The organism is Nonomuraea rosea, from assembly GCF_039539705.1.
GTDB lineage: Bacteria > Actinomycetota > Actinomycetes > Streptosporangiales > Streptosporangiaceae > Nonomuraea > Nonomuraea rosea.
The window spans coordinates 513,360-539,377 of record NZ_BAABDQ010000004.1 but is presented as its reverse complement, the minus strand read 5'-3'; the positions used below and the strand labels follow the sequence as shown (position 1 = coordinate 539,377).

The 26,018-nt window shown below is 71.1% G+C and carries 21 protein-coding genes; 10 read left to right on the top strand and 11 right to left on the bottom strand.

Translation table 11 applies throughout. The features are described from left to right. Nucleotides 1–32: 32 nt before the first annotated feature. The 4 genes from ABEA43_RS13415 (at nt 33) to ABEA43_RS13400 (ending at nt 5,084) form a co-directional block, all read left to right on the top strand. Nucleotides 33–1,505 carry an aldehyde dehydrogenase family protein gene (locus ABEA43_RS13415; protein WP_345561615.1) on the top strand — a complete coding sequence of 491 codons (1,473 nt, stop codon included), beginning with the start codon at nt 33–35 and terminating at the stop codon, nt 1,503–1,505. A 239-nt stretch (nt 1,506–1,744) separates the two neighbouring features. Beyond that, on the top strand, nt 1,745–2,962 hold the full coding sequence (locus ABEA43_RS13410; RefSeq protein WP_345561613.1) for a sensor histidine kinase: 1,218 nt from the start codon (nt 1,745–1,747) through the stop codon (nt 2,960–2,962). Further along, nucleotides 2,950–3,609, top strand: coding sequence for a response regulator (locus ABEA43_RS13405; protein ID WP_345561611.1), 660 nt, complete (start codon nt 2,950–2,952; stop codon nt 3,607–3,609). Before ABEA43_RS13410 ends, ABEA43_RS13405 begins: the two co-directional genes overlap by 13 nt. A 140-nt stretch (nt 3,610–3,749) precedes the next feature. Beyond that, nucleotides 3,750–5,084: a lipase family protein gene (locus ABEA43_RS13400; protein ID WP_345561609.1), complete on the top strand. Its 1,335-nt coding sequence runs from the start codon at nt 3,750–3,752 to the stop codon at nt 5,082–5,084. A 131-nt stretch (nt 5,085–5,215) separates the two neighbouring features. On the opposite strand, the gene ABEA43_RS13395 is transcribed toward ABEA43_RS13400, so the two are convergent. Together ABEA43_RS13395 and ABEA43_RS13390 are read right to left on the bottom strand one after the other, a co-directional pair. Next, nucleotides 5,216–6,643 (bottom strand): hypothetical protein, encoded by a 1,428-nt coding sequence (locus ABEA43_RS13395; protein ID WP_345561607.1) that lies wholly within the window; start codon nt 6,641–6,643, stop codon nt 5,216–5,218. Nucleotides 6,644–6,751: 108 nt separating this feature from the next. Beyond that, entirely contained in the window at nt 6,752–7,546 is a 795-nt protein-coding gene (locus ABEA43_RS13390) for an SAM-dependent methyltransferase (RefSeq protein WP_345561605.1), read from the bottom strand. 53 nt (nt 7,547–7,599) lie between these two features. Between ABEA43_RS13390 and ABEA43_RS13385 the strand changes: the two genes are divergently transcribed. Further along, a complete protein-coding gene (locus ABEA43_RS13385; RefSeq protein WP_345561603.1) occupies nt 7,600–8,784 on the top strand; it encodes a cytochrome P450 in 1,185 nt (394 codons plus the stop codon). Between the two features lie 3 nt (nt 8,785–8,787). Here the strand turns inward: ABEA43_RS13385 and ABEA43_RS13380 are convergent, their stop codons facing one another. Genes ABEA43_RS13380 through ABEA43_RS13355 form a run of 6 tightly spaced genes read right to left on the bottom strand, consistent with a single transcriptional unit; the run spans nt 8,788 to nt 16,204 of the window. Then, on the bottom strand, nt 8,788–10,560 hold the full coding sequence (locus ABEA43_RS13380) for a pectinesterase family protein (protein ID WP_345561601.1): 1,773 nt from the start codon (nt 10,558–10,560) through the stop codon (nt 8,788–8,790). Beyond that, the gene (locus tag ABEA43_RS13375; RefSeq protein WP_345561599.1) at nt 10,557–11,768 is read right to left on the bottom strand and encodes a pectate lyase family protein; all 1,212 of its coding nucleotides are present in this window, start codon (nt 11,766–11,768) and stop codon (nt 10,557–10,559) included. Before ABEA43_RS13375 ends, ABEA43_RS13380 begins: the two co-directional genes overlap by 4 nt. Further along, complete coding sequence (locus ABEA43_RS13370; protein WP_345561597.1) at nt 11,768–13,051, bottom strand: ABC transporter substrate-binding protein; 1,284 nt, start codon at nt 13,049–13,051, stop codon at nt 11,768–11,770. The genes ABEA43_RS13375 and ABEA43_RS13370 overlap by 1 nt, the downstream gene beginning before the upstream one ends. Continuing rightward, complete coding sequence (locus tag ABEA43_RS13365) at nt 13,048–14,505, bottom strand: glycoside hydrolase family 43 protein (protein WP_345561595.1); 1,458 nt, start codon at nt 14,503–14,505, stop codon at nt 13,048–13,050. Before ABEA43_RS13365 ends, ABEA43_RS13370 begins: the two co-directional genes overlap by 4 nt. A gap of 11 nt (nt 14,506–14,516) precedes the next feature. Beyond that, nucleotides 14,517–15,386, bottom strand: coding sequence for a carbohydrate ABC transporter permease (locus ABEA43_RS13360; protein ID WP_345561594.1), 870 nt, complete (start codon nt 15,384–15,386; stop codon nt 14,517–14,519). After that, nucleotides 15,383–16,204: a carbohydrate ABC transporter permease gene (locus ABEA43_RS13355; RefSeq protein ID WP_345561741.1), complete on the bottom strand. Its 822-nt coding sequence runs from the start codon at nt 16,202–16,204 to the stop codon at nt 15,383–15,385. Before ABEA43_RS13355 ends, ABEA43_RS13360 begins: the two co-directional genes overlap by 4 nt. Nucleotides 16,205–16,480: 276 nt before the next feature. Between ABEA43_RS13355 and ABEA43_RS13350 the strand changes: the two genes are divergently transcribed. Together ABEA43_RS13350 and nadE are read left to right on the top strand one after the other, a co-directional pair. Beyond that, complete coding sequence (locus tag ABEA43_RS13350) at nt 16,481–17,494, top strand: LacI family DNA-binding transcriptional regulator (RefSeq protein ID WP_345561593.1); 1,014 nt, start codon at nt 16,481–16,483, stop codon at nt 17,492–17,494. A gap of 190 nt (nt 17,495–17,684) precedes the next feature. Further along, complete coding sequence (gene nadE / locus ABEA43_RS13345) at nt 17,685–18,515, top strand: ammonia-dependent NAD(+) synthetase (protein WP_425570244.1); 831 nt, start codon at nt 17,685–17,687, stop codon at nt 18,513–18,515. A gap of 535 nt (nt 18,516–19,050) precedes the next feature. On the opposite strand, the gene ABEA43_RS13340 is transcribed toward nadE, so the two are convergent. Beyond that, nucleotides 19,051–19,545, bottom strand: a complete 495-nt coding sequence (locus ABEA43_RS13340; protein ID WP_345561592.1) for a hypothetical protein — start codon at nt 19,543–19,545, stop codon at nt 19,051–19,053. A 432-nt stretch (nt 19,546–19,977) separates the two neighbouring features. On the opposite strand from ABEA43_RS13340, the gene ABEA43_RS13335 reads away from it, so the two are divergent. From ABEA43_RS13335 to ABEA43_RS13325, 3 genes are all read left to right on the top strand, one after another. Then, nucleotides 19,978–21,153, top strand: coding sequence for a trypsin-like serine peptidase (locus ABEA43_RS13335; RefSeq protein ID WP_345561590.1), 1,176 nt, complete (start codon nt 19,978–19,980; stop codon nt 21,151–21,153). 158 nt (nt 21,154–21,311) lie between these two features. After that, nucleotides 21,312–22,052 carry a response regulator transcription factor gene (locus ABEA43_RS13330; RefSeq protein WP_345561588.1) on the top strand — a complete coding sequence of 247 codons (741 nt, stop codon included), beginning with the start codon at nt 21,312–21,314 and terminating at the stop codon, nt 22,050–22,052. Nucleotides 22,053–22,080: 28 nt separating this feature from the next. After that, the gene (locus ABEA43_RS13325; protein WP_345561587.1) at nt 22,081–23,616 is read left to right on the top strand and encodes a sensor histidine kinase; all 1,536 of its coding nucleotides are present in this window, start codon (nt 22,081–22,083) and stop codon (nt 23,614–23,616) included. Here ABEA43_RS13325 and ABEA43_RS13320 read toward each other — a convergent pair. Further along, entirely contained in the window at nt 23,518–25,089 is a 1,572-nt protein-coding gene (locus ABEA43_RS13320) for a hypothetical protein (protein WP_345561586.1), read from the bottom strand. The genes ABEA43_RS13325 and ABEA43_RS13320 overlap by 99 nt on opposite strands. After that, nucleotides 25,086–25,979 (bottom strand): ABC transporter ATP-binding protein, encoded by an 894-nt coding sequence (locus ABEA43_RS13315; RefSeq protein ID WP_345561585.1) that lies wholly within the window; start codon nt 25,977–25,979, stop codon nt 25,086–25,088. The genes ABEA43_RS13320 and ABEA43_RS13315 overlap by 4 nt, the downstream gene beginning before the upstream one ends. Nucleotides 25,980–26,018 lie beyond the last annotated feature (39 nt).

Sequence of the window (26,018 nt, the reverse complement as noted above, 5' to 3'; positions counted from 1 at the left end):
TCTCCCCTCCATCCGCAGGAAAGGCCGTCCTGATGCTCGAACCCCGCCACCGCCTGTGGCGCATGCTGATCGACGGCGACCTGGTGGCGAGCGCGAACGGCCGCCGCTACGAGGTGGTGGACCCCAGCACGGAGGAACCGCTCGCGACCGTCCCCGACGGCGGGGCCGAGGACGTGGAGTCGGCCTACCGGGCGGCCGCCCGCGCGTTCCCCGGCTGGCGGGCCACGCCCCCGCGCGCCCGGGGCGCCCTCATGCGCAACCTGGCCCGCACGCTGCGCGAGAACCAGGAGGAGCTGGCCACGCTGGACGCCCTCGACCTGGGCAGCCCGTACCGCGAGATGCTCCTGGACGTGGCCAGGGCCGCGGACTCGCTGGAGCTGTTCGCCGACCACGCGCTGGAGCTGCGCGGCGAGGTCGTCCCGGCCAGCGCCGAGCACCTGCACTACACGGTGCGCGAGCCGTACGGGGTGGTCGGGCGGATCCTGCCGTACAACCATCCGATCATGTTCGCGGCGGGGAAGATCGCCGCCCCGCTGGTCGCCGGGAACACGATCGTCGTCAAGCCCGCGCACCAGACCCCGCTGTCGGCGCTGCGGATGGGCGAGCTGTTCGCGGACCTGCTGCCGCCCGGCGTGCTGAACGTGGTGACGGGAGCCGGCCCGGAGCCCGGCGCCGCGATCGCCGCCCATCCGGGCATCCGGCGGATCGCGTTCATCGGCGGCGAGCGGACCGGACGGGGCATCCAGGAGAGCGCCGCCCGCGTCGCGGTCAAGCACGTCACACTGGAGCTCGGCGGCAAGAACGCGATGATCGTCTTCCCCGACGCCGACCTGGAGGCCGCCGCGACGGGCGCGGTCAAGGGCATGAACCTGTCCGCCAGCACCGGCCAGTCCTGCGGCTCCACCTCGCGCCTGCTGCTGCACGCCGACATCGCGGACGCCGTGATCGACCGGGTCCGCGCCCTCATGGACGAGCTGGTCGTCGGCCATCCCCTCGACCCGGGGACGGACGTGGGCCCGCTGGTCTCCGGCGACCACGCCGCCCGCGTGCTGGCCCACATCGACGCGGCCCGCCGCGAGGGCGCCGTCGTCGCCGCGGGCGGCGGCCGGCCCGCTCACCTGGAACGCGGCTACTTCGTCGAGCCGACCCTGCTCACCGGCGTCCGGCAGGACATGAGCGTGGCCAACCACGAGATCTTCGGCCCGGTGCTGAGCGTGCTCACCTTCACCCGCGAGGAGGAGGCGCTGTGCCTGGCCAACGCCGTCGAGTACGGCCTGACCGCCGCCGTGTGGACGCGGGACCTGGCGCGGGCGCACCGGTTCGCGGCGGCGTTCGAGGCCGGATTCGTCTGGGTGAACGGCTCGTCGCAGCACTTCCCCGGCGTGCCGTACGGCGGGGTCAAGGCGTCGGGCGTGGGCCGGGAGGAAAGCGTGGAGGAGCTGCTCGGCTTCACCCAGACGAAGGCCGTGACGGTGTTCGGGGCACGGGCGGCGTTCCAGGGGTGAGCTCGGCGAGCTCACGTCCGCCGCGTGCGGCCTTCCAGGGGTGGGCTCGGGCCTGCCGACAAGGCATCCGGGACATAGCAGGCTGTACTAGTCTCAACTGACGCCCGGACAGGGTTGATCGCCGACCGGTCAGGAGGGCGGGAGTGCCGACGAGGGTTCGTCGCCGACCGGTCAGGAGTGCGGGAGTGCCGACGCGGGAAAGTGCGGCCGGCCAGCGGCAGGAGCGTCCATGGAGCCTGGTGGCTCTGGCACGCGCGTCCCTGGACGGGATCGAACACCTCGTCAGCGGGTTCGGCACCGCGATCCTGGCGTTGATCATGCTGCTCGCGCTGGCCGCGACCGCGCTGCTCTGCCTCGTCGGCGTGGGCCTGCTCCTGGCGCCGGCCGTCCTACGCGGGCTGCACGCCGTCGCCGACCGCGAACGGGCCCGCCTCTCACGCTGGGGAGTGGAGCTCATCGGCCCCGAGCCGCCGCCGCCCACCCTGCGCGCCGCCCTGGCGAACCCGTCCACGCGGCGCGAGCTGTGCTGGGTCGCCGCCCACACGACCCTCGGCCTGGTGCTCGCCGTGATCGGGCTGACGCTGCCGTTCAGCGCGATCCGCGACCTGACGTTCCCGCTGTGGTGGCACCTGCTGCCGCAGGCGGAGGCGGCGGACGGGGCCATGGGGCTCTGGGTGGTGAACGACCTGGCGAGCGCGGCCGCCGTGTGCGTGTTCGGGCTCGGCTACACCGTGCTCACCGTGCTGCTCCCTCCGGTCATGGCGAGGCTGCAGGCGTGGCCGGGCCGGCGGCTGCTGGCCGCCGACGCCGGCACCGACCTCGCGCTGCGGGTCGTGCAGCTCACCGCGACCCGCGCGGCGGCGCTGGACGCGCACGCCGCCGAGCTGCGGCGGATCGAACGCTCGCTGCACGACGGGACCCAGAACCGCATCGTCGCCGTCACCGTCCTGCTCGGCGCGGCCCGCCGCGCGGTGGCGCGCGACCCCGCCACCGCGGACGAGGTGCTCGAACGCGCGCAGAGCGCGGCCGAGCAGGCGCTGGCCGAGCTCCGCGCGGTCGTGCGCAGCATCCTGCCGCCGGTGCTGGAGGACCGGAGCCTGGCCGACGCGCTGTCCGGGCTGGCCGCCTCCTGCCCGGTGCCGTGCGAGGTGGACGCCGACCTGCCCGGCAGGTGCGCCGCGTCCGTCGAGGCCACGGCCTACTTCGTGGTGGCCGAGGCGCTCACCAACATCGCCAGGCACAGCCAGGCCGGGCAGGCCGCGGTCAGCGTGCGGCGACGAGACGACCGGCTGCAGCTCCGGATCACCGACGACGGCCGCGGCGGGGCCGACGCCCGCGACGGATCAGGGCTCGGCGGAATCCACCGCCGGGCCGAAGCACACGATGGGACCTTCGTGCTGACCAGCCCTCCCGGTGGACCCACCACCCTGAATGTGAGCCTGCCATGCGGATCGTGATCGCCGAGGACGATCCGCTCCTGCGCGAGGGGCTGGCGCTGCTGTTGCGCGCCGAAGGGCTCGACGTCGTGGCCACCGCTCCCGACGCCGGCGGCTTCCTGGCCGCCGTGGACGCCCACGGGCCCGACGTCGCGATCGTGGACGTCCGGATGCCGCCGACCCACACTGACGAGGGCATCGTCGCCGCCGTCGAGGCCCGGCGGCGACGGCCTGAGCTGGCCGTGCTCGTGCTGTCGGCGTACGTGGAGCAGGCGTTCGCCACCGACCTGCTGGCCCATGGCAGCGCCCGCCTCGGCTACCTGCTCAAGGAGCGGGTCGGGCGGGTCCAGGAGTTCATGACCGCCCTGCATCGGGTGGCCGGGGGCGGCACGGCCATCGATCCCGAGGTCGTCGCGCAGCTCCTCGCGCGGACCAGGCCCGACAAGCGGCTCGACCGCCTGAGCCCGCGCGAGCTCGACGTCCTGGCCCTGATGGCCGAAGGGCTGGGGAACGCGGCCGTCGCCGAGAAGCTGTTCGTCAGCGAAGGCGCGGTGCACAAGCACATCCGCAGCATCTTCGCCAAGCTCGACCTCGCGCCCACGGACCGTACGGACCGGCGGGTCGCGGCCGTCCTGCACTACCTTGAGGACGGCCAGCGCCGGGCCTAACGCGAGCCTGTGACCTGCGCCGACGCCTCTTCGAGACCACTCACACGCCACTACTTTATGTGCTCGGACAATTGCTGACAGTGATCGTAAGGTGTGCTGAGTGGGCCCATCGGCCCCGCATGCTAGCGAGAGGATCGATCATGGCGCAGCAACCGAGAATCGACGTAGAGGTCAAAGCGGAAGAAGTCGCGCGGAGCCTGACCTCCGAGCAGATCCAGCGGATCGCGGACGCGCTCGGGCAGCAGGGGGTCTGGTTCGCGACCCCGGCCACCCGGGCCGACGAGGCGCCCCGCCCCGACTACGAGTGGGACCTGGTGGGCGACCGGCCGCACCAGGGCCGCACCGCCACCGGCCGCGCCAACGTCTACCTGGCAGAGGGGCACTCCGCGCTCACCCGGCCGCTGATCCTGGCCGACGGCTTCAACTACGGGCCGAGCAACCTGAGCGAGCTGTGGGCGCACTTCAACGCTCCCTACCAGAAGGGTGCGCCGGGCTTCCTCGACCAGCTGCGCGCGATGGGCATCGACATCGTGCTGCTCGGCTTCGACCAGCGCCACACCTACATCCAGGCCAACGCGGCCGTGGCGGTGAGCGGCATCCTGCGCACCATCGAGGAGCGTGAGGGCGACCTCCCGCTGGTCGTCGGCGGGGTCAGCATGGGCGGGATGATCACCAGGTACGCCCTGGCCCGCATGGAGACCGACCACATCGACCACCAGACCGACAAGTACTTCTCCTACGACACCCCGCACCTCGGCGCCTGGATCCCGCTGGTGCTGCAGCAGCTCGCCTACCTGCACGAGTCGCTCCAGCCGCGCCAGGACGGCCCCGGCCAGGCCGAGCTGATCCGCAGCCCGGCCGCGCAGCAGCTCCTGTGGGGCTGGGTCGAGGACGAGAACTACTCGGGTCCGGTGACCACCGCCAGCGCGCTGCGCCAGGAGTTCCTGGACGACCTGCGCAGGGTCGGCTGGTTCCCGATGCGCCCGTACAAGCTGGGCCTGGCCAACGGCATCGGCAACGGCGTCGGCCCCGACCTGCCGCCCGGCACGCCGGTCTTCGACCTGAACGCCGGCCCGCTGCAGCTCACCGCCCGGATCCAGCCGGACCTGGGCGAGCTGCAGAACGTCGGCACCGTGCGCTTCGACGCCCCGGTGTGGACGAGCGCCACCTCGTACGTGGCCGCCTTCGACGGGGCGCCGGGTGGCACGCTCGACTCGTGGGGCAGGATCGCCGACGCGATCGGGCTGCCGATCCAGGACCGCTTCCGCAGCAGCTGCTTCGTGCCCGCGATCAGCGCGGTCGCCCTGGCCAGGGACCCGTTCCAGTGGCAGTCCGAGCTGTACCTCGACCTCAGCGACCTGCCGAAGGACGAGACGTTCCTGGACGCGTTCTGCTGCGACACGGCCAATTCGGCGCACAGCGCCGTGTCCAGGCCGCTGATCGAGTGGTTCCTGGAGCAGCTCGCCGGGTGGTGATCACGGCCCCGGCGCACACGAGAAGTGCCGGCTCATCGTCGAGCCGGCACTTTTTCTGTGCGGTCAGCCGCCCTGGGCGGTCGGCTTTCCTAGACGGTCGGCTTTCCTAGACGGTCAGCCTTCCTAGACGGTCAGCGGACGCCGCGGTGCACGACCAGGAGCTGGTCGCGGGTGGCGTTCCTGTCGCGGTAGGCGATGGCCGCCGGGGCCTCACTGCTGAGGTGGCCGGGCAGCTCCTCGTCGGCCGACCAGCTCGACCCGTCGAAGCTGGCCCACCACAGGCTCCGGTCGGAGTTGCCGCGGTGGACGAGGTAGAGACGGTCCTTGTAGACGGTCAGCGTGGGACCCTCAGCGGCGAAGTGGCCGGGCAGCTTCTGGTCGGCGCTCCACGTGGAGCCGTCCCAGCGCGTCCACCACAGGGAGGTGTCCTCGCCGTTGCCGCGGTGCACGCAGTAGAGGTGGCCGCGGTAGGTCGCCAGCGCCGGGTTGGAGCGGCTGGAGTGGTTCGGGAACTTCTGGTCCGCGCTCCACTTGGAGCCGTCCCACCTGGTCCACCACAGCGAGGCGTCGTCGCCGTTGCCCCGGTGCACGCAGTAGAGCTGCCCGTCGTACGCGGCCAGCGCCGGAGCGGCGGCGGTGAAGTGCTTGGGGAACTTCTGGTCGGCGCTCCACTTGGAGCCGTCCCAGCGCGTCCACCACAGCGAGGCGTCGTCACCGTCGCCGCGGTGCACGGCGTAGAGCTGCCCGTCGTACGCCGCCAGCGCCGGAGCGGCCGCGCTGGAGTGCTTGGGCAGCTTCTGGTCCGCGCTCCAGCCCTGCTCGGCGTCGTAGACCGTCCACCACAGGCTGGAGTCGCCCTCGTTGCCCCGGTGGACGAGCCAGAGGCGGTCCTGGAACTCGGCGAGTGCCGGGGCGGACACGCCGAAGTGCTCGACGAAGCGCTGGTCCGGCGCCCAGCCGTCACTGGGCTCGTGGACGGACCAGTACAGCTTGGGCTCGCCCACCGGCGTGCCGGCCTCACGGACCGGGACCAGCGTGGCGGGCGCCACCCACGGCGAGACCAGCTTGACACCGTACGGCCGGGCGGCCGCGGTGATCCAGCCCGACTTGTCCCTGACCGACCGCTCGACGATCGGGCGCAGCCAGGTGCCGAGCACGGCCCCGGCGAGCTCGCCGACCAGCGTGGCGATCTCGCCGGCCAGCAGCGCGGCGCTCTCGTTCAGGTGGATCTCGAAGCCCCACCACCTGGCGACCGGCCAGACGTCGGCCCCCGTGGCGTGCAGGTCGCGCTGAATCCGGCGGACGCGGTCCAGGCCCTTGGAGTCGAGCTCCGCGATCTGGCGCTCGCTCTGCCGCTTGGCCGACAGCCACTCGGACTCGGCGGCCGCGCGGTCGGCCAGGTCGTCGTCGTCTTCCAGCAGCTCTGTCTCGACGGCCACGTCGACCGCCGCGGCGGCCAGCGGGTCGTCCTGGGCGTGCAGCAGCGCGGCCTCGCCACCCACCGCGCTCTCTTCGGCCGCGGCGGCCTCTGTCTTGTCGGCCCTGGTCTCGTCAGTCATTCCAGCCCCCTGGAGCGGTACATACACGAACTTCGCCATCGTAACTACGCGTAGTCGTGCGGCTACTCTAGGGGTGGGCCATTTCCGGTAAAGGCCGACAGGGCCGGATTACTTGGCCATCTTGCGCCCGGCGCCGGCCAGCAGATAGCCCGGCAGAGCCTCCTCACGGAGGACCTCCGGATGGTCGGGCCGCCAGTCCGAGACCTGCACCAGCCCCGGCTCGACCAGCTCGAAGTCGCCGAAGAACGCGCGGATCTCCTCCTCGGTGCGGCCCGTGGCCCCGCCGGTGGACGAGCCCCGGTAGACGTCCTTGGCGCTCTCCTCCTCGTCCTGCCTGCCGAGCGAGGCGACGGCGTGGGTGAGCACGAGATAGCTCCCCGGCGCCACCGCGTCCCGCAGGACCTTCACCATTCCGGCGGGATCGCCGGAGTCCTGGACGAAGTGCAGGATCGACACCAGCAGCACCGCGACGGGGCGCCTCAGGTCGAGAAAGCCGGTGACCTCCGGCGCGGCCAGCAGCTCGACCGGGCGCAGCAGGTCGGCCTGGAGGAAGGCGACGCGGCCCTCCTCTTCGAGCAGCGCCCGCGCGTGCGCGGCGACCACGGGGTCATGGTCGACGTAGACCACCTTTGCGTCCGGGGACACCTCGCGGACGATCTCGTGCACGTTGCCCTGGGTGGGCAGCCCGCTGCCGAGGTCGAGGAACTGACGGATGCCCGCCGCCGCCAGATGGCGTACGGCCCGCTGCAGAAAGGCGCGATTGGCCTTCGCGAGCGGCACGGCCGCGGGAATATGCTGGGTGAGCTGGTCGATCGCCGCGCGATCAACGCCGAGATTGTCCTTGCCGCCGAGCATGTAGTCATACATGCGGGCGAGATTTGGCGTGCTGGGGTCGAAGGACACAATGCGATCCTAGGGTCTACCGTGATTTCACATAACTGGTTACCGTCCCCTTCATGGCCGCTTTCGAGAATTACCCGTTCGCACCCGGGGCGCGGGGAGTTCCGGCAGAAACGTACGCCGGCCGGCGGGCCGCCGAACCGCTCGGAAAGGTGCTGCTGCCCAGCGGTGACACGGTCTACCTGACCACCACCTTCGAGGACGCGGCCGTCGTGCTGAGCGACCCGCGTTTCAGCCGTGACCTGACTTTTCCCGGCGCCCCGCGGATGTACCCGGGATTCACCATCGCGGAGACCCCCGGAATTCTCACCAGTATGGATCCGCCCGACCACACAAGGTTACGCAGGCTGTTGTCGGGGGTGTTCACGCCGCGTCAGGTCAACGCCTGGCGGCCCCGGCTCAGAGCGCTCACGAATGAGCTCGTGGACGCGCTTCCCGAGGAGTTCGACTTTCTGCATGATTTCGCATTCCCGCTGCCTGTGCAGGTGATGTGCGATGTCATGGGCGTGCCCGGGATCGACGCCGTGCGGGTGCGGGCCTGGTCGGACGCCATGCTGTCCACCTCCAGCCTGTCGGAGGAGGGCAAGCTGACCGCGGCCATGGAGTTCTACACGTACATGGCCGAGGTGATCGCGGCGCACCGGGAGAATCCGGGCAACGGCCTGCTGGCCTCGATGATCAACGCCCGCGACGGCGCGGACCGGCTGTCGGAGGAGGAGCTCGTACGCAACGCGCTCGGCCTCTTCCTGGCCGGGCACGAGACGACCGGATCGGTGCTGGCCAGGTCGATCCTGCGGCTGCTCGACCCGCGCGACGGCTACGAGCGGCTGGCCGCGGACCCCGGGCTGGTCCCCGGCGCGGTGGAGGAGCTGCTGAGGCTGGAGCAGCCCGGCGACAGCCCGCTGATCAGGGTGGCGACCGAGGATGTCGAGCTGCCCTCGGGCAAGGTGGCCAAGGGCGAAGGCGTGATCGCCTCCTTCGCCGGCGCCAACCGCGACCCATCGGTCTTCCCCGACCCGCACACCATGGACGTCCGGCGCGAGTCGCCGCACCTGGCGTTCGGCCGCGGCCCGCACTACTGCCTGGGCGCGAACCTGGCCAGGATGGAGCTGCAGGAGATCTTCGCCGTGCTGGTGGACAGGCTCCCCGGCCTGACGCTCGCGGCGCCGGCCGGGGAGATGGAGTGGACGGCGGACAGCATCATCGTCCGCCCGACGCGGGTGCCCGTCCGCAAGACGTAGCGGTCAGCGCCGCCCCAGGTACCGCTCCGGGGTGTGCTCGGCCGCCTGCTCGTCGGTGAGCTGCGGCCGGTCCGCGTTGACGGCCGCGCCCGGACCGGTGTTGCGGTATTCGGCGAAGCGGCCCGCGCCTTCCCACGGGTCGTCCTTGACGTGCGCGCCCAGCCAGGAGTCGCGGACCACGGCCTGCCCGTCGCCACGCCCCAGCGATGTGGCCGCGTCGCCCTCCAGCCGGCTGCCGGTGACGAGCACGCGTCCGCCCGCGGTCACCGAGCCGGGCGCGAGCGACCTGATCACGCAGCGGTCCAGGACGGTCGTGCCCGCTCCGCCGACGATGTCCACGTCGCCCTCCACGTAGCAGCTCCGCAGGTAGGCGCGGCCGTCCGCCTGGAAGGTGCCCTCGTTGCCGAGGAACCGGACCCTGTCGAAGGAGCTCCGGCCGGCTCCGGTGTGGACGGCGGGCGCCGGGCCGGGAGCGGCCGACTCGTCGTAGGAGTTCTGCACGGTGACGTCCTCGACCGTGATGCCGCTGCCGAGCACGCCGACGGTGGCGCTGTCCGTGCCCCAGGTGCCGCCGTAGAACTTCGCGCCGTTCGCGGGCAGCTCATACGTGATGACCACGTCCTCCGCGCGCCCGCTCGCGCCCCTGATCGTGACGTCCCGCAGGCCCTTCCACACCCGGACCATCTCGCGGTAGATCCCCGGCTTGACGGTGATCACGGTGCCGGGCCCGGCCGCGCCGACGGCGGCCTGGACGCTGGCGAAGTCGCCGGTGCCGTCGAGCGCCACCGTGATCCGGCGCGGCGCGGGACGTTGCCGGCCGAGCGGCCCCGCGCCGCGGGTCACGATGGCGGGCACCCTGGCCACGGGGTCGAGAATGTAGTCGTAGGAGGAGGACGGGTCGAACGCGGCGCCTGCGCTGTCGGTGCGCCCCCACGTCCCGTCGAAGACGTTGCCGCGCTGCACCACCTGGGAGGCCGGGTCCTTGGCCACGATGGGGTCGGGCACCGACTGGTAGTAGCTGTTCTCGACGACCAGCCTGCCGCTGCCGCGGATCATCGTCCCGTACATCGCGGTGTCCTGGACGTAGTTGTTGTACCAGTGCGCGGCCTCGGTGTTGTCGATGCTGGCGTTGCGCTGGTGGGTGCCGCGGATCCAGTTGTGGTGCATGGTCACCTTGGTCACCACGTTGGCGGTCCAGCCGACGCCGATGGCCTTGTTGTGGTCGCTGAAGACGTTCCAGGAGACGGTGACGTAGTCGCTGTCCTTGCGGATGTCGAGCAGGCCGTCGCCGGTGCGGGTGAAGTGGTTGTGGTCGATCCACACGTGGTGGGCGCCGTCCATCTGGACGCCGTCGAAGTCCTTGGACTTGCCGTCCCAGTCGCCGGGCACGTACGAGTCGCGGATCGTCAGGTTGCGGATGATGACGTTGTGCACGCCGTTCAGGAAGAAGCCGCCCTGGACGATCTCGGCGCCCGCCCCGAGCCCGACGATGCTCTTGTCGGAGGCGACCTCGATCTCCTTGCCGTAGGGCTGCATCGCGATCGAGCCCTTGACCTTGATCACGTACGGCTCGGCCGCGGTGGCGTAGCGCTCCAGGTCGGCCTGGTTGTCCACGGTCACGGCAGGGCCGGCCGCGCCGCCGGTGGTGCCGTCCACGCCCAAGGCGTTCAGCCCGGCGAATCCGTCCGCGCGTTGCCGCGGCTCCGCCTGCGCGGGCACGGGCACCAGGACGAGGGCCGCGACCAGCGCGGCCACGGCGGTCCGCGCGGCCCTCATGAGAGCCGCCCCGCGCCGGCGCGCGCCTTGACCAGCGCCGCCACGGCGCGCGCCGGGTCCACCCGGCCGTGCAGCGCCGGGGTCCAGCCCGCGTCGCCGCCGAGATCGGGGTCGTTGACCGCGTTGTACGCCGCCAGCACCCCCACGGGTCTGCCGTTCACCAGCGTGCCCTCCTCGTGCATCGCGGTGCCGCCCCAGCGATAGATGATCTTGTCCGGAGCCGTGCCCTCGGGCAGGCGGAAGGCGTTGTTCTGGGCGTAGATGGCCGAGTTGACCCCGACACCCCACGAGTAGGTGTACGCGGACCCCGGCGGGACCGTGTACGCGTTGTTGTAGACGTGCACCTGCCCGTGCCTGACCCGCGGCGCGCGCTGGTTCAGCCCGGTCAGCGCGTTGTGGTGCAGCGTGACGCGCAGCTTGCCCGCGTCGTGCTCGGGGTTGTCGGTGTTGCCCCAGAGCAGCGACTTGTCGTGCCCGGAGAACACGCTCCAGGAGACGGTGACCAGGTCGCTGCCCCTGACGACGTCCAGCAGCCCGTCGTGGTGCAGGAAACGCGCTCCGAAGTAGTACGGCTCCGCCTGGTCGGGACGGCCGCCGTCGGTGAGCGTCACATGATCCACCCAGACGTGCCGGGACTCGGAGATCATGATGTTGTCGTACTCGGTCTTCCAGTCGCCGCCGCTCCAGCCCGGGAAGCAGTCGTAGGCGTCGTGCACGGCGAGGTTCCTGATGATGACGTTGTCGGCGTGCTCGACGGCCAGCCCCAGGCCGGTGAGCGAGGCGCCCCTCCTGCCGATGAGCGTGGTGTTGGCGCCGACACTGATCACCACGTCCCGCCGCTGGTTCGCGGCCGACGCCTTGCGCGCCTCCTCCAGCGGGCCCGACGCCGGCCCGGTCCAGTGCGCGGGGTCGTAGGCGTCGAGATACGCCTCGAGGCTGTACCTAGGATCCGCGTGGTCCGCGCAGGTCCGGGCGGCCGCGTCGATGGCGCCCTCGACGTACACGATCTTCGGCTGGTCGCCGGCCACGGCGGCGGCCAGCGCCTCGCGGGTGCGGACGGTCACCGCGTGGCGCGCGGCCGAGCCGCCGGTGGTGCCGCCCTCGGCGGCGGCCCATCCGTCGTTCGGGGCCAGGATCTGGCGTCCCAGGTCGGGAGCGGGGGTCAGCGCCGTGACGGCGGCGACGGCGAGCGCGGCGACGGCGTGCATCAGCCGTGCCGCTTCTTGTATCCGGCCTGCGCCTCGGTCAGCTTGGCCGCGAACTGGTCGAGGAAGTCCTTGGAGCTGAGCTGGCCGAGCAGCACTTTCTGGAACTGCGGCTCCGCCCACGTCTTCGTGATCTCGTTGAACTCCGGCAGGTGGTAGGGCATCTGCACGACCTTGGTCGCCGGGTCGTTCAGCACCCGCTGCGCCTCGACGATGTGCGCCGCCTGCGGCCCCTGCACGTCGGTGTTGGCCGGGATGACGCCGCTCTTCTCGGCGATGTAGCCGCCCGTGTCCTTGGCGGCGAAGAACTCGGCCAGCTTGAACGCGGCGTCCTTCTTCTCACTGGCCGCGAAGACGCCGACGCCGCTGACCGGGTTCGACAGCACCGCCTGGACGCCGGAGTCGGACTTGGGCACCGAGAAGGAGGCCACCTTCTCCGGGCCGAGCGCCTTCATGTGGTCCTGGTAGGAGCCCAGGTTGTGCTGCATGACGGCGATGCTGCCGGCGGTGTCGAACTGGGCGACCATCTTGACGTAGTCGTTCTGCAGGTCGGCCTCGGGCGTGTTCTTCTTGTAGAGCCCGGCGTACTTCTCCAGCGCCGTCACGTTGCGCGGGTCGTTGAGCGTGGCCTTGCCCGCGGCGTCGAAGAACTCCGTGATGCCGGACTGTCCGTAGACGACCTCCAGCATCTGGGCGATGGAGCCCGCGCCGCCGCGGATGGTGAAGCCGAACCGGTTCTCGGCCGGCTTGGTCAGCTTGTCCACCGCGGCGAAGAACTCGCTCCACGTCTTCGGCGGCTCCAGCTTCGCCGCCGCGAACCAGTCCTTGCGGAACCAGAACGCGCCGGCGTTGGTGGAGATCGGGATGACGTACGTCTTCCCGTCCGGGACCACGTTCTTGACCGTCGTCAGGAGCGCGTCGTTGAACTTGCCGTTCAGCGCGGGATTCTTGGCGATGCGCTCGTCCACCGGTTCGAGCGCCTTCTGGGCGACCAGGTTGCCCAGCCCGGAGGTGGATATGTCGGCCACGTCGGGTGTGCCGCCGCCGGCGATCGCCGTGTCGATCTTCTGGGCCGACTGCGCGATCGGCACGCCCACGTAGTTGACCTTGATGGTCGGGTTCGCCTTCTCGAACTCCGCGATCGCGTGCTGCCAGACCGGCGTACGCGCGGGCCCGGCGTTGGTGTCCCAGAACGTGATCTCGGTCTTGCCGTCGGAGCCCGCGTCCGAGCCGCATCCGGCCAGGACGGCCGCGGCCAGGAGCACCGCGGGGACACGTCGTCTCATGGGTTTGTCCCTCTCTGCACAGTGAAGGTGTCGAAGATCGCCTGGCCGGTTCCGCTCCCCTCGGCGAACAGGCCGAGCACCGCCCCGACCCACCGGCCCTGCGTGGCCTGGAAGGGCGCGCCGATCTCGCGCGGCCCCTCCCCGGTGTCGGCCAGGAATGTGACGAGCGCGCCTTCCCCGATGCGTGCGCCGACGGTGACGGGCGTACCGTCCTCGACGGGCACGGGTTTCATGTCCCCGCACACCAGGACGGTCCCGTCCGGCGTGCGCTCCAGCCCGGCCCAGGCGTAGGTGTAGCCGAGGACGGTCAGGCCCGCGCGCCCTTCGCCAGTGAGGCGCAGGCTCGTGGTGACGGTGCACGGGTCGCCGGGCAGCCGCTGGCCGAGCACGGCGGGCCGCTCCCTGAGGTCGTCAGGCCCTTCGACGCAGGCCAGGCGCAGCGTGCCGTCGCGCAGCTCCCACCACGCCGGGTCGGGCTGCGCCTGCCAGCTCCACTGCAGGCCGAGCGCGGGACCGGCGAAGTCGTCGGAGGCGGCGGGCGCGGCCGGGGCGCCGCCCTGAACGGGCAGCGGCGCCTCGGCCACGGGCTCGCCCTTGTCGCCCATCACCGGCCAGCCGTCCACCCACGCCATCGGCTGCAGGTGGACGATCCGGCCATAAGGTCCGCGGTCCTGGAAGTGCATGAACCAGTGCTCGCCTGACGGGCTGTCCACCCAGCCGCCCTGGTGCGGGCCGTTGACGTCGGTGCCGCCCTGCTCCAGCACGATCCGGTCCTCGTACGGGCCGAAGATCGACTCCGCGCGGAACACCGACTGCCAGCCCTGCTCGACCCCGCCGGCCGGCGCGAAGATCCAGTACGCCCCGTCGCGCTTGTACAGCTTGGGCCCTTCCAGCGTCCGGTAGCCGGGCAGCAGGTCGGCGTCGACGACCAGCGTGCCCTCGTCCAGCACCATGCTCGCGTCCGGCGCCATCCGGTGCAGGGTGAGCCGGTTGTTGACGCCCGCGCGGCTCTTGGCCCAGCCGTGCACCAGGTACGCCTGCCCGTCCTCGTCCCACAGCGGGCACGGGTCGATCAGCCCGAGCCCCGGCTTGACCACGTGCGGCGCGGTCCACGGCCCTCGCGGGTCGGCGGCGTTGACCTGGCAGATCCCCACGTCCGGGTCGCCGTAGAAGATCCAGAACCGGCCGTCGTGGTGACGCAGCGACGGCGCCCACACCCCGCAGCCGGGCCGCACGTCGGCGTACCCGGTGGTCACGGCGTGCCCGATGATCGTCCAGTTGACCAGGTCGCGCGAGTGCAGGATCGGCAGCCCGGGGACCTTGGTGAACGTGGAGACCGTCAGGTAGAAGTCCTCGCCCACACGGATCACGTCGGGGTCGGACCAGTCGGCGTTGAGGACCGGGTTGCGGTAGGTCGCGGTCATCTTTCCGGTGGCCATTTTTTCGGTGGCCATTTTTTCGGCGGTCATCCCTTCACCGCCCCTGCCGACATCCCCTGGACGAGGTAGCGCTGGATGAAGGCGAAGACGATGACGACGGGCAGCGCGGCGACGACGCCACCGGCGGCGAGGGCGCCGAAGTCGACGCTGTTCTCGCCGAGGTTGTAGGCCAGGCCCACGGGCACGGTGAATTTCTCCTGGTCGTTGAGGAACATGAGGGCGAAAAGGAAGTTGTTCCAGCTGTGGATGAAGGCGAACGAGCCGACCGCCACCAGCGCGGGCCGCAGCAGCGGCAGCACGATGGCCAGGAAGCCGCGCAGCCGGCCGCAGCCGTCCACCCAGGCCGCCTGCTCCAGCTCGTACGGGATGTTGCGGATGAAACCGCTGATGAGGATCAGCGAGAGCGGAAGCTGGAAGACCGTCTCGGCGATCACGAGGCTCCACAGCGAGTTCGTCAGGGACAGCGTCCTGAAGATCTCGAACAACGGGATGATCATCAGGGCGCCGGGGATGAACTGCGTGCACAGCATCCCGATCATGAACGCGGCCTTGCCCTTGAATTGGTAGCGGGCCAGCGCGTACCCGCCGGCCAGTGCCACCACCGTGGTCGCCACCAGCGAGGCCAGCCCGACGAGCAGGCTGTTCTGGAAGAAGACGGCGAACCCCATCCCATTCCAGACCGTGTCGAAATGCTCGAACGTGATCGGCCACGGGACGATCGCCATCGATCCGGCGGGCCGAAACGCGAAGACCAGCATCCAGTAGAACGGCACCAGCGTGAACAGCAGATACAGCCCCAGCGGCAGGTAGATCTGCCAGCGCGACACCCGGGTGGCGCGCGTGACGGGCACGGCAGCGGGCCGCCGCACCGGCGGGCGTTCGGTCACCATGGTCATGACTTCGCCCCGAACTTGCTCAGCCGCAGGTAGGTGATGGAGAAGAAGGTCAGGATCAGGAACGCCACCGTGGTCAGCGCCGTGGCGTAGCCGAAGTCGTGCGACTGGGCGGCCAGCTGCGCGACGTACAGCGGCAGCGTGGTCGTCTGGTGGGCCGGGCCGCCGCCGGTCAGCGTGTACAGCAGATCGACGTTGTTGAACTCCCACACCGAGCGCAGCAGCGTGGACAGGATGATCGCGTCCCGCAGGTGCGGCAGCGTGATGTGGAAGAAGCGGCGCAGCCGGCTCGCGCCGTCCACGGAGGCGGCCTCGTACAGGTCCTTCGACACCGACTGCAGGTCGGCCAAGAGCAGGATCGCGAAGAACGGCACCCCGCGCCACAGCTCGGCGACCACGGCCGCCCAGAACACGGTGTCCGGGTTGGCCAGCGGCGCCGCCCCGTACTCGATCAGTCCCATGTCGGCGAGGTAGCGCGACACCCCGGTGAAGGGGTTGTAGAGCAGCACCCAGATCGCGGTGGTCAGCACGCCGGAGACCGCCCACGGGGAGAAGACCATCGCCCGCGACAGCGCCCGGCCGACGAAGCTCTCGTTGACGATCAGCGCGAGCCCGAGCCCGAGCAGGAACTGCAGCACGACCTCGACGACCACCCACCGCAGGCTGAAGCCGAGGCTCTGCCAGAACAGCGGATCCTCGAACAGCAGGGTGCGGAAGTTGTCGAGCCCGGCGAAGCCGTTGTCCCAGGGCTTGGTGACGTTGTACCGCTGAAGGCTGTAGTAGATCACACTGGCCATCGGGTAGACGAGGAACCCGAGCATCGCGATCAACGACGGTGCGATCAGTACATATGGTGTTAACGCTCCTGCTCGACGTGGTTTCGTGCGGGGCGGGGGCGCCGAGACGACGGCCACGTGGACGACTCCTTTACGGTGGTGCCTGCCTGCAATCGGTTGCAGGAAACGTTGCGTTAGCCCGCACGCAACGTCAATGGCACACGAACGCCTCCAAGGCCATCATCAGCACAAACGCCGAAATTTCGAAATTTTCGGCCCATGGCCTGGCCTTTTGCCGCCGGAGCGGAGGAAAGTGGGGGCATGACGGCCGACAGCCACCCCCCGCCGCTGCCCAAGCTGGCGGTGATCGCCCGCGAGGCCGGGGTCTCGGTTGCAACCGTTTCCAAGGCGCTCAACGGCAGATCAGACGTCTCCGCCCAAACCCGCCGCCTGGTCGCCGAGGTGCTCGAACGGCGCGGCTACCCCAGACAGCGGCTCAAACCGGCCAGGGGCAGCATGGTGGACGTCATGCTGCAGGGCCTCGACTCGCCGTACGCGCTGGCCATCCTCGGCGGCGTGGAGGACGCGGCCTGGCGGCTGGGCGTGGACCTGGTCGTCTCGGCCGTGGTCGGCCGCACCAAGAACGGCCAGCCGCCGCCCGCCTGGCTGGACCGGATCAGCGCCCGCGACAGCGCGGGCGTCCTGCTCGTACGCACCTCACCGACCGCCACACAGCGGGCCTGGCTGGCGGACCAGGGCATCCCCACGGTGATCGTCGATCCGCGGCGCAAGCCCGCGGCCGGCGTGCCCGTCTTCGTCTCCGCCAACCTGGCCGGCTCCCGCGCCGCCACCGAGCACCTCATCGGCCTGGGCCACGAGCGGATCGCGATCGTGACCGGACGGCCCGGCGTGCCGTGCGCCGCCGAGCGCGTGTCGGGCTACCGCCAGGCCATGGCCGCGGCCGGGCTGCCGGTGGATCCGCGCTGGGAGGTGTGCGGCTACTTCCAGAACGAGAACGCCCTGCGGGCCACCCGGGCGATGCTCGCCACCCTCACCGACCTGCCGACCGCCGTCTTCGCCTGCTCCGACGCGATGGCGGTGGGGGTGTATCAGGCGTTCGGCGAGCGCGGCCTGCGCGTGCCGGACGACGTGAGCGTGGTCGGCTTCGACGACTCGTGGGCCGCCGCACACCTGACGCCGGGCCTGACGACCGTCCGCCAGCCCTGGCCCGAGCTGGGTGCGGCGGCCCTGGCCGCCCTGCTCTCCGGCGAGACGCCGGCCCGCACCGAGCTCCCCACAACCCTGGTCCACCGCGCCAGCACCACCCACGCGTAAACCTCTTCCACCGCGCCAGCACCACCCCCGCGTAACCCAGCTCCACCGCGCCACCGGCCGCCAGGTGACCCGCCCCGATCACGGCTTCGTGGCCTTCCTCTAGAGTGCTCCCATCCCCTGAACACGCCTGTGGCCCCGAACCCGGCAGTGCCTGCCGACCCTGCCCCAGGGGCCAGACCGAGGAGCGACCGTGACCGACCTGGCGTCCATGTCCCTGCAGCAGGAGATCGCCCGAGATCTCCAGGTGAGCGCGTCCTTCGATGTCCAGCAGGAGATCGAGCGCCGGGTGGCCTTCCTCGCCGGCCAGCTCTCCTCCACGGGCCTGCGCTCGCTGGTGCTGGGCATCAGCGGCGGCGTGGACTCCATGACCGCCGGCCGCCTGTGCCAGCTTGCGGCTGAGCGCGTCCGCGCCACCGGCCAGGACGCGACGTTCTACGCGATGCGGCTGCCGTACGGCACCCAGGCCGACGAGACGGACGCGCAGCAGGCACTGGAGTTCATCAGGCCCGACCGGATCCTGACCGTCGATGTGCGCCCCGCCAGCGACGCCGCGCTCGCTGCGCTGCTGGCCGGCGACATGATCTTCCGCGACGAGCACCACCAGGACTTCGTGCACGGCAACATCAAGGCCCGGCAGCGCATGATCGCCCAGTTCGCGGTGGCGGGCGCGCACGAGGGCCTGGTCGTGGGCACAGACCACGCCGCCGAAGCGGTCTCCGGCTTCTTCACCAAGTTCGGCGACGGGGCGGCCGACGTGATCCCGCTCACGGGCCTCACCAAACGGCGCGTACGGGCTGTCGCACAAGCACTGGGCGCGCCGTCCGCGCTGGTCATGAAGACCCCGACGGCGGACCTGGAGACCCTGAACCCGGGCAAGCCCGACGAGGAGGCGCTCGGGGTCACTTACGACGACATCGACGACTTCCTGGAGGGCAAGCCGGTCGATGAGGCCGCCGCCACGGCCATCGTCCACCGTTACCGGGCCACCGAGCACAAGCGGCAACTGCCGATCGCTCCCTGAGCCGGTCACTCGTCATAAAGAGGCCGGCGGGCGGCCATAGCCCGCCGGCTTCACCTCACGCCGGGGGACATCGGCCCAGCACCCCGGTCACGCACCCCAACCGGATGGACATCGCCTCAACCCCGCCCGTGGTCGGCCTTGCCGTCCGGCTGACGGGGACTGGCTGCGCTCCCCTGTCGGTGACCATGATGCGACGACGATCCGCCCGTCAGTGGGCCGGGGCCGTCCTGACGCTGTTCGTCGTCGCCACTGGTTCGCAGCGAACAATGCTGGAGGGCCTGACAGCGGATACGGCCGGAGGACCCTGCCGTCCAGGGTCACGAACAACCGGAAGGCGGGCCGGTCAGGCGGTGGGCATCAGCAGGCCCACCGCCTGACCGGGCAACGGGCGGGCCCGCGATGGCGCCGGAGGCGCGGGGGGTGCGCCGGAGGCGCCCGAAAGGCTGAGCGCTCTCCGGCGAAGCCCCTTGCGCCAGGGCGGGCATCAGCGGGCCCACGGTTGAGACGGGCAAGGGGAGGGCGCCCGCCGCGTCACCTACCTGCCCGCGTGGCCGCGGTCGTCGTGCTTGCGGTCCTTGCCGGCCAGCACGGTGAACGAAGCCGTAGTGGTCTTGTTGCCGACCTTGACGCTCACGGTCTTGCTGCCGGCCTTGGCCTTGGCGGGCACGGACAGGGTCTTGGTGGCCTGGCCGCCCGAGAGCGAGACGCGGTAGCTCTTGCCCTCAGGGCTGGTCACGGTGGCCGTACCGGTGGAGGAGCCCTTGACGACGATCGTCACGCCGTACGAGGAGCCGGCGCGCACGCGGCTCGGGTTGACCGACACCTTGAGCGACACCTGCTGGTGCTGGGTGTCCTTGCGCTGGGCGTCCTTGCGCTGGGTCTCCTTGCCGGGCCGGTCCTGGGTCTTGGCGGGCGCCGAGTGCGTCGGCTGCGGGGCCTTGACGGTCGCCGACGGCTGCGGCCTGGCCCCGTCCGCCAGCGCGGAGCCCGCGAAGGGGAGGGCGACGAGGGCCGCGCTGGCGAGGGTCACGGTGAAAGGCTTGGCGAAGCGCACGAGTAGAGATCCAATCCGCGGCAGACCTGGCCGAACCTCTGAATTCAGCCCCGAAGGTCATCCGCTTGACATGAACTCTGCCGACCGAACCTTAAAACCGTCTGACATGAGCTTATGTATTGGATAAGTGCAGGCAGGAGCCCTGCGGCGGCTTAGTGATCTGCAACACATATGTTCTCTTACGCAATTCTCAGCGTTTTATCGGCTGCGCTCTCAGGATCCATTCCGACCTCGGACGACGCGTACAGCCAAAAGATCTTCTCCTGATCACGGCGCGATCACGGCCCGCTGTGCGCCAGTTAATACCGGACAAAGGGGACATAAAGCCAAGGTCAAGAGGGATAGCTTCCTGCCTCATAGACGCACCGAACGCTGATGGCGTTCCCGCGACGACCAAGGAGTTCTCCCTTGAAGATCAAGCACACCCTCGTTCCCCTCGGTGGCGGCCTGGCCGCCACGGCGCTGCTCGGCGCCTCGCTGGCCGGCGCCGCGCAGGCGGCCCCGCACGTGAAGCCGTCCGAGAGCGTCAGCGCCACCAGCGCCAAGGGGATCGCCGCCTACTGGCTGGAGAGCAACGGCGCGGCGCTCAAGGCCGCCACCTACGTCGAGGAAGACACCACCGACGTCGACAAGCTCACCTCCACGGGCACCCCCTCCACCGACACCAAGGCCGGCTCGGTCGCCCCGACCGGCACCACCACGACGACCTCCAAGTCGAAGAACGTGAACCTGCCGAAGACCATCGGCAAGGTCTTCTTCGTCGACTCGGCCGGCAAGAACCGCTGGTGCTCCGCCTCGTCCATCCAGGGCAAGTACGCCAACGTGGTCGCCACGGCCGGCCACTGCGTGTACGACACCGCCAATGACGAGCAGCTCCTGGACAACTGGGTCTTCGTGCCCGGCTACTACCAGGGCAAGGCCCCGTGGGGCATCTACGTCGGCAAGCAGGCGTTCGTCCACTACGACTACAGCGTCTACGAGGACTACGACCGCGACTACGGCTTCGTCTCGGTCTACAACGGCGTGACGGTCAAGGACTCGACCGTGACCAAGTCCGAGTACGACGCCGACCGCGCCAAGTCCGGCACCGACACCACCAAGGGCGACCACGGCTACTACGACCGCGACTCGAACAGCTACCACGTGCTCGAGGCCTCGGACGCGGGCCGTCTGGGCGACAACGTCGGCGGCCAGGGCATCTCCTGGAACCAGCCGCTGAAGAAGGCGCACTACGTCTTCGGCTACCCGCAGGCCGCGCAGCCCGACGGCAACAAGCCGTTCACCGGTGTCACGCCGAAGTGGTGCTACGGCACGACCACGGCCAAGACCGTGGGTTCGGCCGCCAAGAAGATCGAGGAGCACGTCGGCCTGAAGTGCTCCATGACCGCCGGCGCCGATGGCGGCCCGTGGCTGCTGAAGTACAGCAGCGCCAAGCGGCTCGGTTACCTGAACGGCGTCACCAGCGCCTTCTACGACCAGGACGAGAACGACCGCGTGGACTACATCAGCTCGCCGTACTTCGACGCCGAGACCTACAGCGTCTACGCGTCCGCTGCCAATGTCTGGTCCGGAAAGTTGTTCTGACCGTTGATTTAGGGGAAGGGGGATGCCCTTGGGTAGCGCTGACAGCGTCTTAAAGGGATAGGAAGGGCCCGGCCGTGTGCCGGGCCCTTCCGCTGCTCATAGCCGATTCATAAGCAGGCATCATCAAACACTCATCCAAGTCCGCCATCGTCACGAGCATGCACACGACCAGCCCGAGCTTCCGGTCCGAGCCCGTGCGCCGGCCGGACGGGAGCTCCATCAACATCCTCGTCGTGGACGACGAGCCCTCGCTGACCGAGCTGCTGTCCATGGTCATGCGCCAGGAGTTCTGGGACGTCCGCAGCGCGCACAACGGCACCGAGGCCATCCGCGCGGCCCGCGGATTCCGTCCCGACGCCATCGTCCTGGACATCATGCTGCCCGACATGGACGGGATCGAGCTCCTGCCCAGGCTGCGGGCGGTGCTGCCGGGCGTGCCCGTCCTGTTCCTGACCGCGCTGGACTCGATGCAGGACAGGCTCACCGGTCTGCGCGCGGGCGCCGACGACTACGTGACCAAGCCGTTCAGCCTGGAGGAGGTCGTCATCAGGCTGCGCGGCCTGCTGCGCCGCTCGGGCGCGGCCCAGGTGCGGCCCGACGCCGGCCTCAAGGTCGGCGACCTCACGCTGGACCAGGAGACCCACGAGGTACGCAGGGACGGCAGGGAGATCCGGCTGACGCCCACCGAGTTCGAGCTGCTGCGCTTCCTCATGCACAATCCGGGCCGGGTGCTGAGCAAGACGCAGATCCTCGACCGGGTGTGGGCCTACGACTTCGGCGGCCAGAGCAACGTCGTCGAGCTGTACATCTCCTACCTGCGCCGCAAGATCGACGCGCAGCGCAAGCCGATGATCCACACCGTCCGCGGCGTCGGCTACACGCTCAGACCGGCCGGATGATCTCGCCGCCGGAGCCTGGGGCCGCGCCATGACGATGTCGCTGGAGGCCAAGCTGGTGATCTCCTCGATCGCGCTGCTCGCCACCGTCTCCGCCGTCATCGCCACCGCGACCACCCTGCTGTTCAACGACTTCCTCACCGACCGGCTCGACAGCCAGGTCAGCTCGGCCGCCCGCCGCTCGACCAGCGGATCCCTGCCGCCGGGCAGCGCGCCGCCAGAGGCGAGGGAGGTGTCGTTCCTGCTGCTTCCCGGGCAGTCGGAGCTCACGTTCGGCGCGCGGATCCGCCAGGGCGCGGTGCGGCGGGCCGCCCTGCTGACCGACGGCGGCTCCGTACGCGAGGTCCCCCCGCCTCCGTCCCTCACCCGCGTCACGAACGTGCCCGTCACCGTCGGGCTCGGCCCGCTGGGCGACTACCGGATGGTCAGCTCCCGGGCGCCGGACGGCGACCTGCTGGTCACGGGGCTGCCCGTCACCGGCATGCAGTCCACGCTGACCAGGCTCGTCGTGGTGGAGGCCGCGGTCACGCTGGCGGGCGTCGCGCTCACGGCCGTCGCCTGCACCCTGCTCGTACGCCGCGCCGTACGCCCGCTAGGCCGGCTGGCGGCCACCGCGACCAGGGTCTCCGAGCTGCCCCTCGCCACCGGGGACGCCGTGCGCCTGTCCCGCGTACCGGAGGTGGACACCGACCCGCGTACCGAGGTCGGTCAGGTGGGCGGCGCCCTGAACCGGATGCTCGGGCACGTCGAGACGGCCTTCGCGGTCCGGCACGAGAGCGAGACGCGGCTGCGGCAGTTCATCGCGGACGCCAGCCACGAGCTGCGCACCCCGCTGGCCTCCATCGTCGGCTACGCGGAGCTGACCAGGCGCGGCGGCGAGCCGCACGGACCGCAGACGGCGCACGCGCTCGGGCGGATCCGCTCGGAGGCGGGCCGGATGACCACGCTGGTCGAGGACCTGCTGCTGCTGGCCAGGCTGGACGCGGGCCGCCCGCTGGAACGGCTGGCGCTGGACCTCTCGCCCCTGGTGGTGAACGCGGTCAGCGACGCCTACGCGGCCGCGCCCCGGCACCGCTGGCTGGTCAACCTGCCCGACCAGCCGGCCCTGGTCTCGGGCGACGCCGACCGGCTGCATCAGGTCGTGACGAATCTGCTGGCCAACGCGCGTACCCACACCCCGCCCGGCACCACCGTCACCACGACCGTGCTGCTCGCCCCCGGGCGGGTGAGCGTCCGGGTCGCCGACGACGGGCCGGGGATCCCGGGGCACGTGCTGCCGCACGTGTTCGGCAGGTTCGCGCGGGGCGACGGCTCGCGGTCCCGCCTGGCCGGGGGCAGCGGGCTCGGCCTGGCCATCGTCTCGGCGGTCGCGGCGGCGCACGAGGGCCGGGTCGAGGTGGCCAGCGTCCCAGGGGACACGGTCTTCACCCTGGTCCTGCCCGCCGCAGACGATCAGATCCTTCCTCCCTCAGGCGATCAGGTCCCGCCTGCGGAACGCCGCGCCGCCGACGGCCACGAGCACCGCGGCGAACAGCGCGAACGCCGCGGGAGCCACCGGGCCGGGTGAGATCGTGGGATGGCCGTAGCCGAACGGCGTCACCAGGAACACCTCCCTGCCGATCACCCGGGCCTCCCACAACGCCACGAACGCGACAGAGACGACGACCGCCACCCAGCTCGCGGGCACCGTGAGGCGGGGGCGCAGGCCGTACAGGGCGATCGTGAGTCCGGCGATCGTCCAGGCGGCGGGCACGAAGAGCAGAGCCGTGCCCGTCTGGGCGAGGATCGTCCAGGGACGGCCGGTGCTCAGCCCGCTGCCCAGCCCTGTGCCGAGACCGACGGCCAGCAGCATGACGGCGGGCGCGGCCAGGCCGAGCCCGACGTGTCCGGCCAGCCAGCGCGTCCTGCCGGTCGGCGCGGCCAGCAGGGGCGCGGCGCGCCCCCGGCTCTCCTCGGCGTACGGCCGCAGCGCGCACACCACCGTCAGGCAGGCGACGACCAGGCAGAAGACGTAGGTGAAGATCGCGAGCAGCGCGTCGCCGCCGCCCAGCAGCTCCCCCATCAGCGGCAGGTCCCCGAACCGGGCGTCGAACGAGGCCGACACCCAGCCGACCGCCACCGACAGCGCGGCCAGGGTGAGCGTCCAGCTCGCCACCTGGCCGCCGGACAGCCGCCAGGCCAGCGTGGCGGGGCCGCGCAGGAGCCGGCCCGCGCGTACGGGCCCGGTGCTGCCGCCGCGGTCCCGCAGCAGACCCGCGCCCAGATCACGCCGGGCGGAAAGTGCGTACGCCGCCACAAGCAGCACGACGGTCAGCGCCAGCGGGACGAGCGGCACCCACCACTGGCCGGCCGCGTACGGGCGGGCGATGCGCGGCCAGCCCGCGGGCAGCAGCCCGATCCGGTCGTCCGGCACCATCACCCCCGGCATGACCCCCGCGACCAGCACCCCCACGGCGACGCTGCGCGCGCGGGCGGCGCTCTGGGCGAGCTGCGCCGTCACAAGTCCGCACCCGGCGAACGCCAGGCCGCCCGCCGCGGCCGTCAGGCTGAAGAGCAGGGATCCGGCGAGATCGTAGCCGGGCCCGAGGGCCAGCGCCGCGGTCAGCAGGAGGGTGACGGCGGCGTTGACGACCGCGACCACAACGAGGACGGCGGTGAGCGCGGCCTGCCGGCCGATCGCACCCGCCGCCGTCAGCTCCCTGCGGCCCGCGTCCTCCTCCGCGCGGGTGTGCCTGATGGCGAACAGCAGCCCGGCGAGCCCGGCGATGAGCAGGCTCTGCAGGCTCGACCGCCACGCGACGACACCCTCGATGGAGAGATCGTTGATGGGGCCGAGGAGGGTGGCGGTGACGGGGTTCGCGGCGCTCGCCGCGGCGAAATCGGCGCGGGCCTGCGGGGTGGGGAGCAGGGCGCCCAGCGAGTACGCGTTGAACAGCGGAACCGCCACCGCCACCGCGATCCAGGCGGCGAGCAGGCCGCGATCGCGCCGGACGACGAGCCCGGCCAGCACGAGAGTGCCGCTGAACGCGCGGGCGATCACCGGCGGGCGCCCTGCCTGTAGTGGCGCAGGAACAGCTCCTCCAGCGTCGCCGGCTGCGCCGTGAGGTCGCGCAGCCCGAACGGGGTCAGCCGGTCGAGCACCTCGCCGACCCGGCCGGAGTCCGCCCGGCAGCTCACGCGGGTGCCGCACACCTCCAGATCGTGTACGCCCTCCGCCCCGGCCAGCCCCTCCGGCGGGCGTTCGAGGTGGGCGGTGATCGTGGTCCAGGTGAGGTGGCGCAGCTCGGCCAGGGTCCCCGACTCGACGATGCGCCCTTCGCGAACGATGCTCACCCGGTCACACAGGGCCTCGACCTCGGCCAGGATGTGGCTGGACAGCAGCACCGTGGCCCCCTGGCCGCGCCGCTCCGCCAGGCACCCACGGAACTCGGCCTCCATCAGCGGGTCGAGCCCCGTGGTCGGCTCGTCCAGCAGGAGCAGCTCGGCGTCCGAGGCCAGCGCGGGGATCAGCGCGACCTTCTGCCTGTTGCCCGTGGAGTAGACCCGCGCCTTCTTGCCCGGGTCCAGCTCGAACCTGCCGATCAGCTCGTCCCTGCGCCGCGCGTCGAGGCCGCCGTGCAGCCGGCCGAGCAGGTCGATGCTCTCGCCACCGGTCAGGTCGTCCCACAGGGTGACGTCGCCGGGCACGTACGCCAGGCGGCGGTGCAGGCGTACGGCGTCGCGCCAGGGATGCCCGCCCAGCAGCCGCACCTCGCCCGCGTCGGCGCGCAGCAGGCCGAGCAGGACGCGCAGCGTGGTCGTCTTCCCCGAGCCGTTGGGCCCGAGGAAACCGTGGATCTCCCCCGGCGCCACGTGCAGGTCGAGCCCGTTCAGCGCGCGGGTCCGCCCGAAGGACTTGACCAGACCCGACACGGCGATGGTCTGCTCCATGAGGCGCACGCTACGTCAAACTTGCAGTCCTGTAAATAT

Bases quoted from the DNA above. Each gene is read 5' to 3' on its own strand.
- ABEA43_RS13415 (WP_345561615.1), top strand. From the start codon at position 33: ATGCTCGAACCCCGCCACCGCCTGTGGCGCATGCTGATCGACGGCGAC.
- ABEA43_RS13405 (WP_345561611.1), top strand. From the start codon at position 2,950: ATGCGGATCGTGATCGCCGAGGACGATCCGCTCCTGCGCGAGGGGCTG.
- ABEA43_RS13400 (WP_345561609.1), top strand. From the start codon at position 3,750: ATGGCGCAGCAACCGAGAATCGACGTAGAGGTCAAAGCGGAAGAAGTC.
- ABEA43_RS13395 (WP_345561607.1), bottom strand. From the start codon at position 6,643: ATGACTGACGAGACCAGGGCCGACAAGACAGAGGCCGCCGCGGCCGAA.
- ABEA43_RS13385 (WP_345561603.1), top strand. From the start codon at position 7,600: ATGGCCGCTTTCGAGAATTACCCGTTCGCACCCGGGGCGCGGGGAGTT.
- ABEA43_RS13380 (WP_345561601.1), bottom strand. From the start codon at position 10,560: ATGAGGGCCGCGCGGACCGCCGTGGCCGCGCTGGTCGCGGCCCTCGTC.
- ABEA43_RS13375 (WP_345561599.1), bottom strand. From the start codon at position 11,768: ATGCACGCCGTCGCCGCGCTCGCCGTCGCCGCCGTCACGGCGCTGACC.
- ABEA43_RS13370 (WP_345561597.1), bottom strand. From the start codon at position 13,051: ATGAGACGACGTGTCCCCGCGGTGCTCCTGGCCGCGGCCGTCCTGGCC.
- ABEA43_RS13365 (WP_345561595.1), bottom strand. From the start codon at position 14,505: ATGGCCACCGAAAAAATGGCCACCGGAAAGATGACCGCGACCTACCGC.
- ABEA43_RS13360 (WP_345561594.1), bottom strand. From the start codon at position 15,386: ATGACCATGGTGACCGAACGCCCGCCGGTGCGGCGGCCCGCTGCCGTG.
- ABEA43_RS13355 (WP_345561741.1), bottom strand. From the start codon at position 16,204: ATGCTCGGGTTCCTCGTCTACCCGATGGCCAGTGTGATCTACTACAGC.
- ABEA43_RS13350 (WP_345561593.1), top strand. From the start codon at position 16,481: ATGACGGCCGACAGCCACCCCCCGCCGCTGCCCAAGCTGGCGGTGATC.
- ABEA43_RS13330 (WP_345561588.1), top strand. From the start codon at position 21,312: ATGCACACGACCAGCCCGAGCTTCCGGTCCGAGCCCGTGCGCCGGCCG.
- ABEA43_RS13325 (WP_345561587.1), top strand. From the start codon at position 22,081: ATGACGATGTCGCTGGAGGCCAAGCTGGTGATCTCCTCGATCGCGCTG.
- ABEA43_RS13315 (WP_345561585.1), bottom strand. From the start codon at position 25,979: ATGGAGCAGACCATCGCCGTGTCGGGTCTGGTCAAGTCCTTCGGGCGG.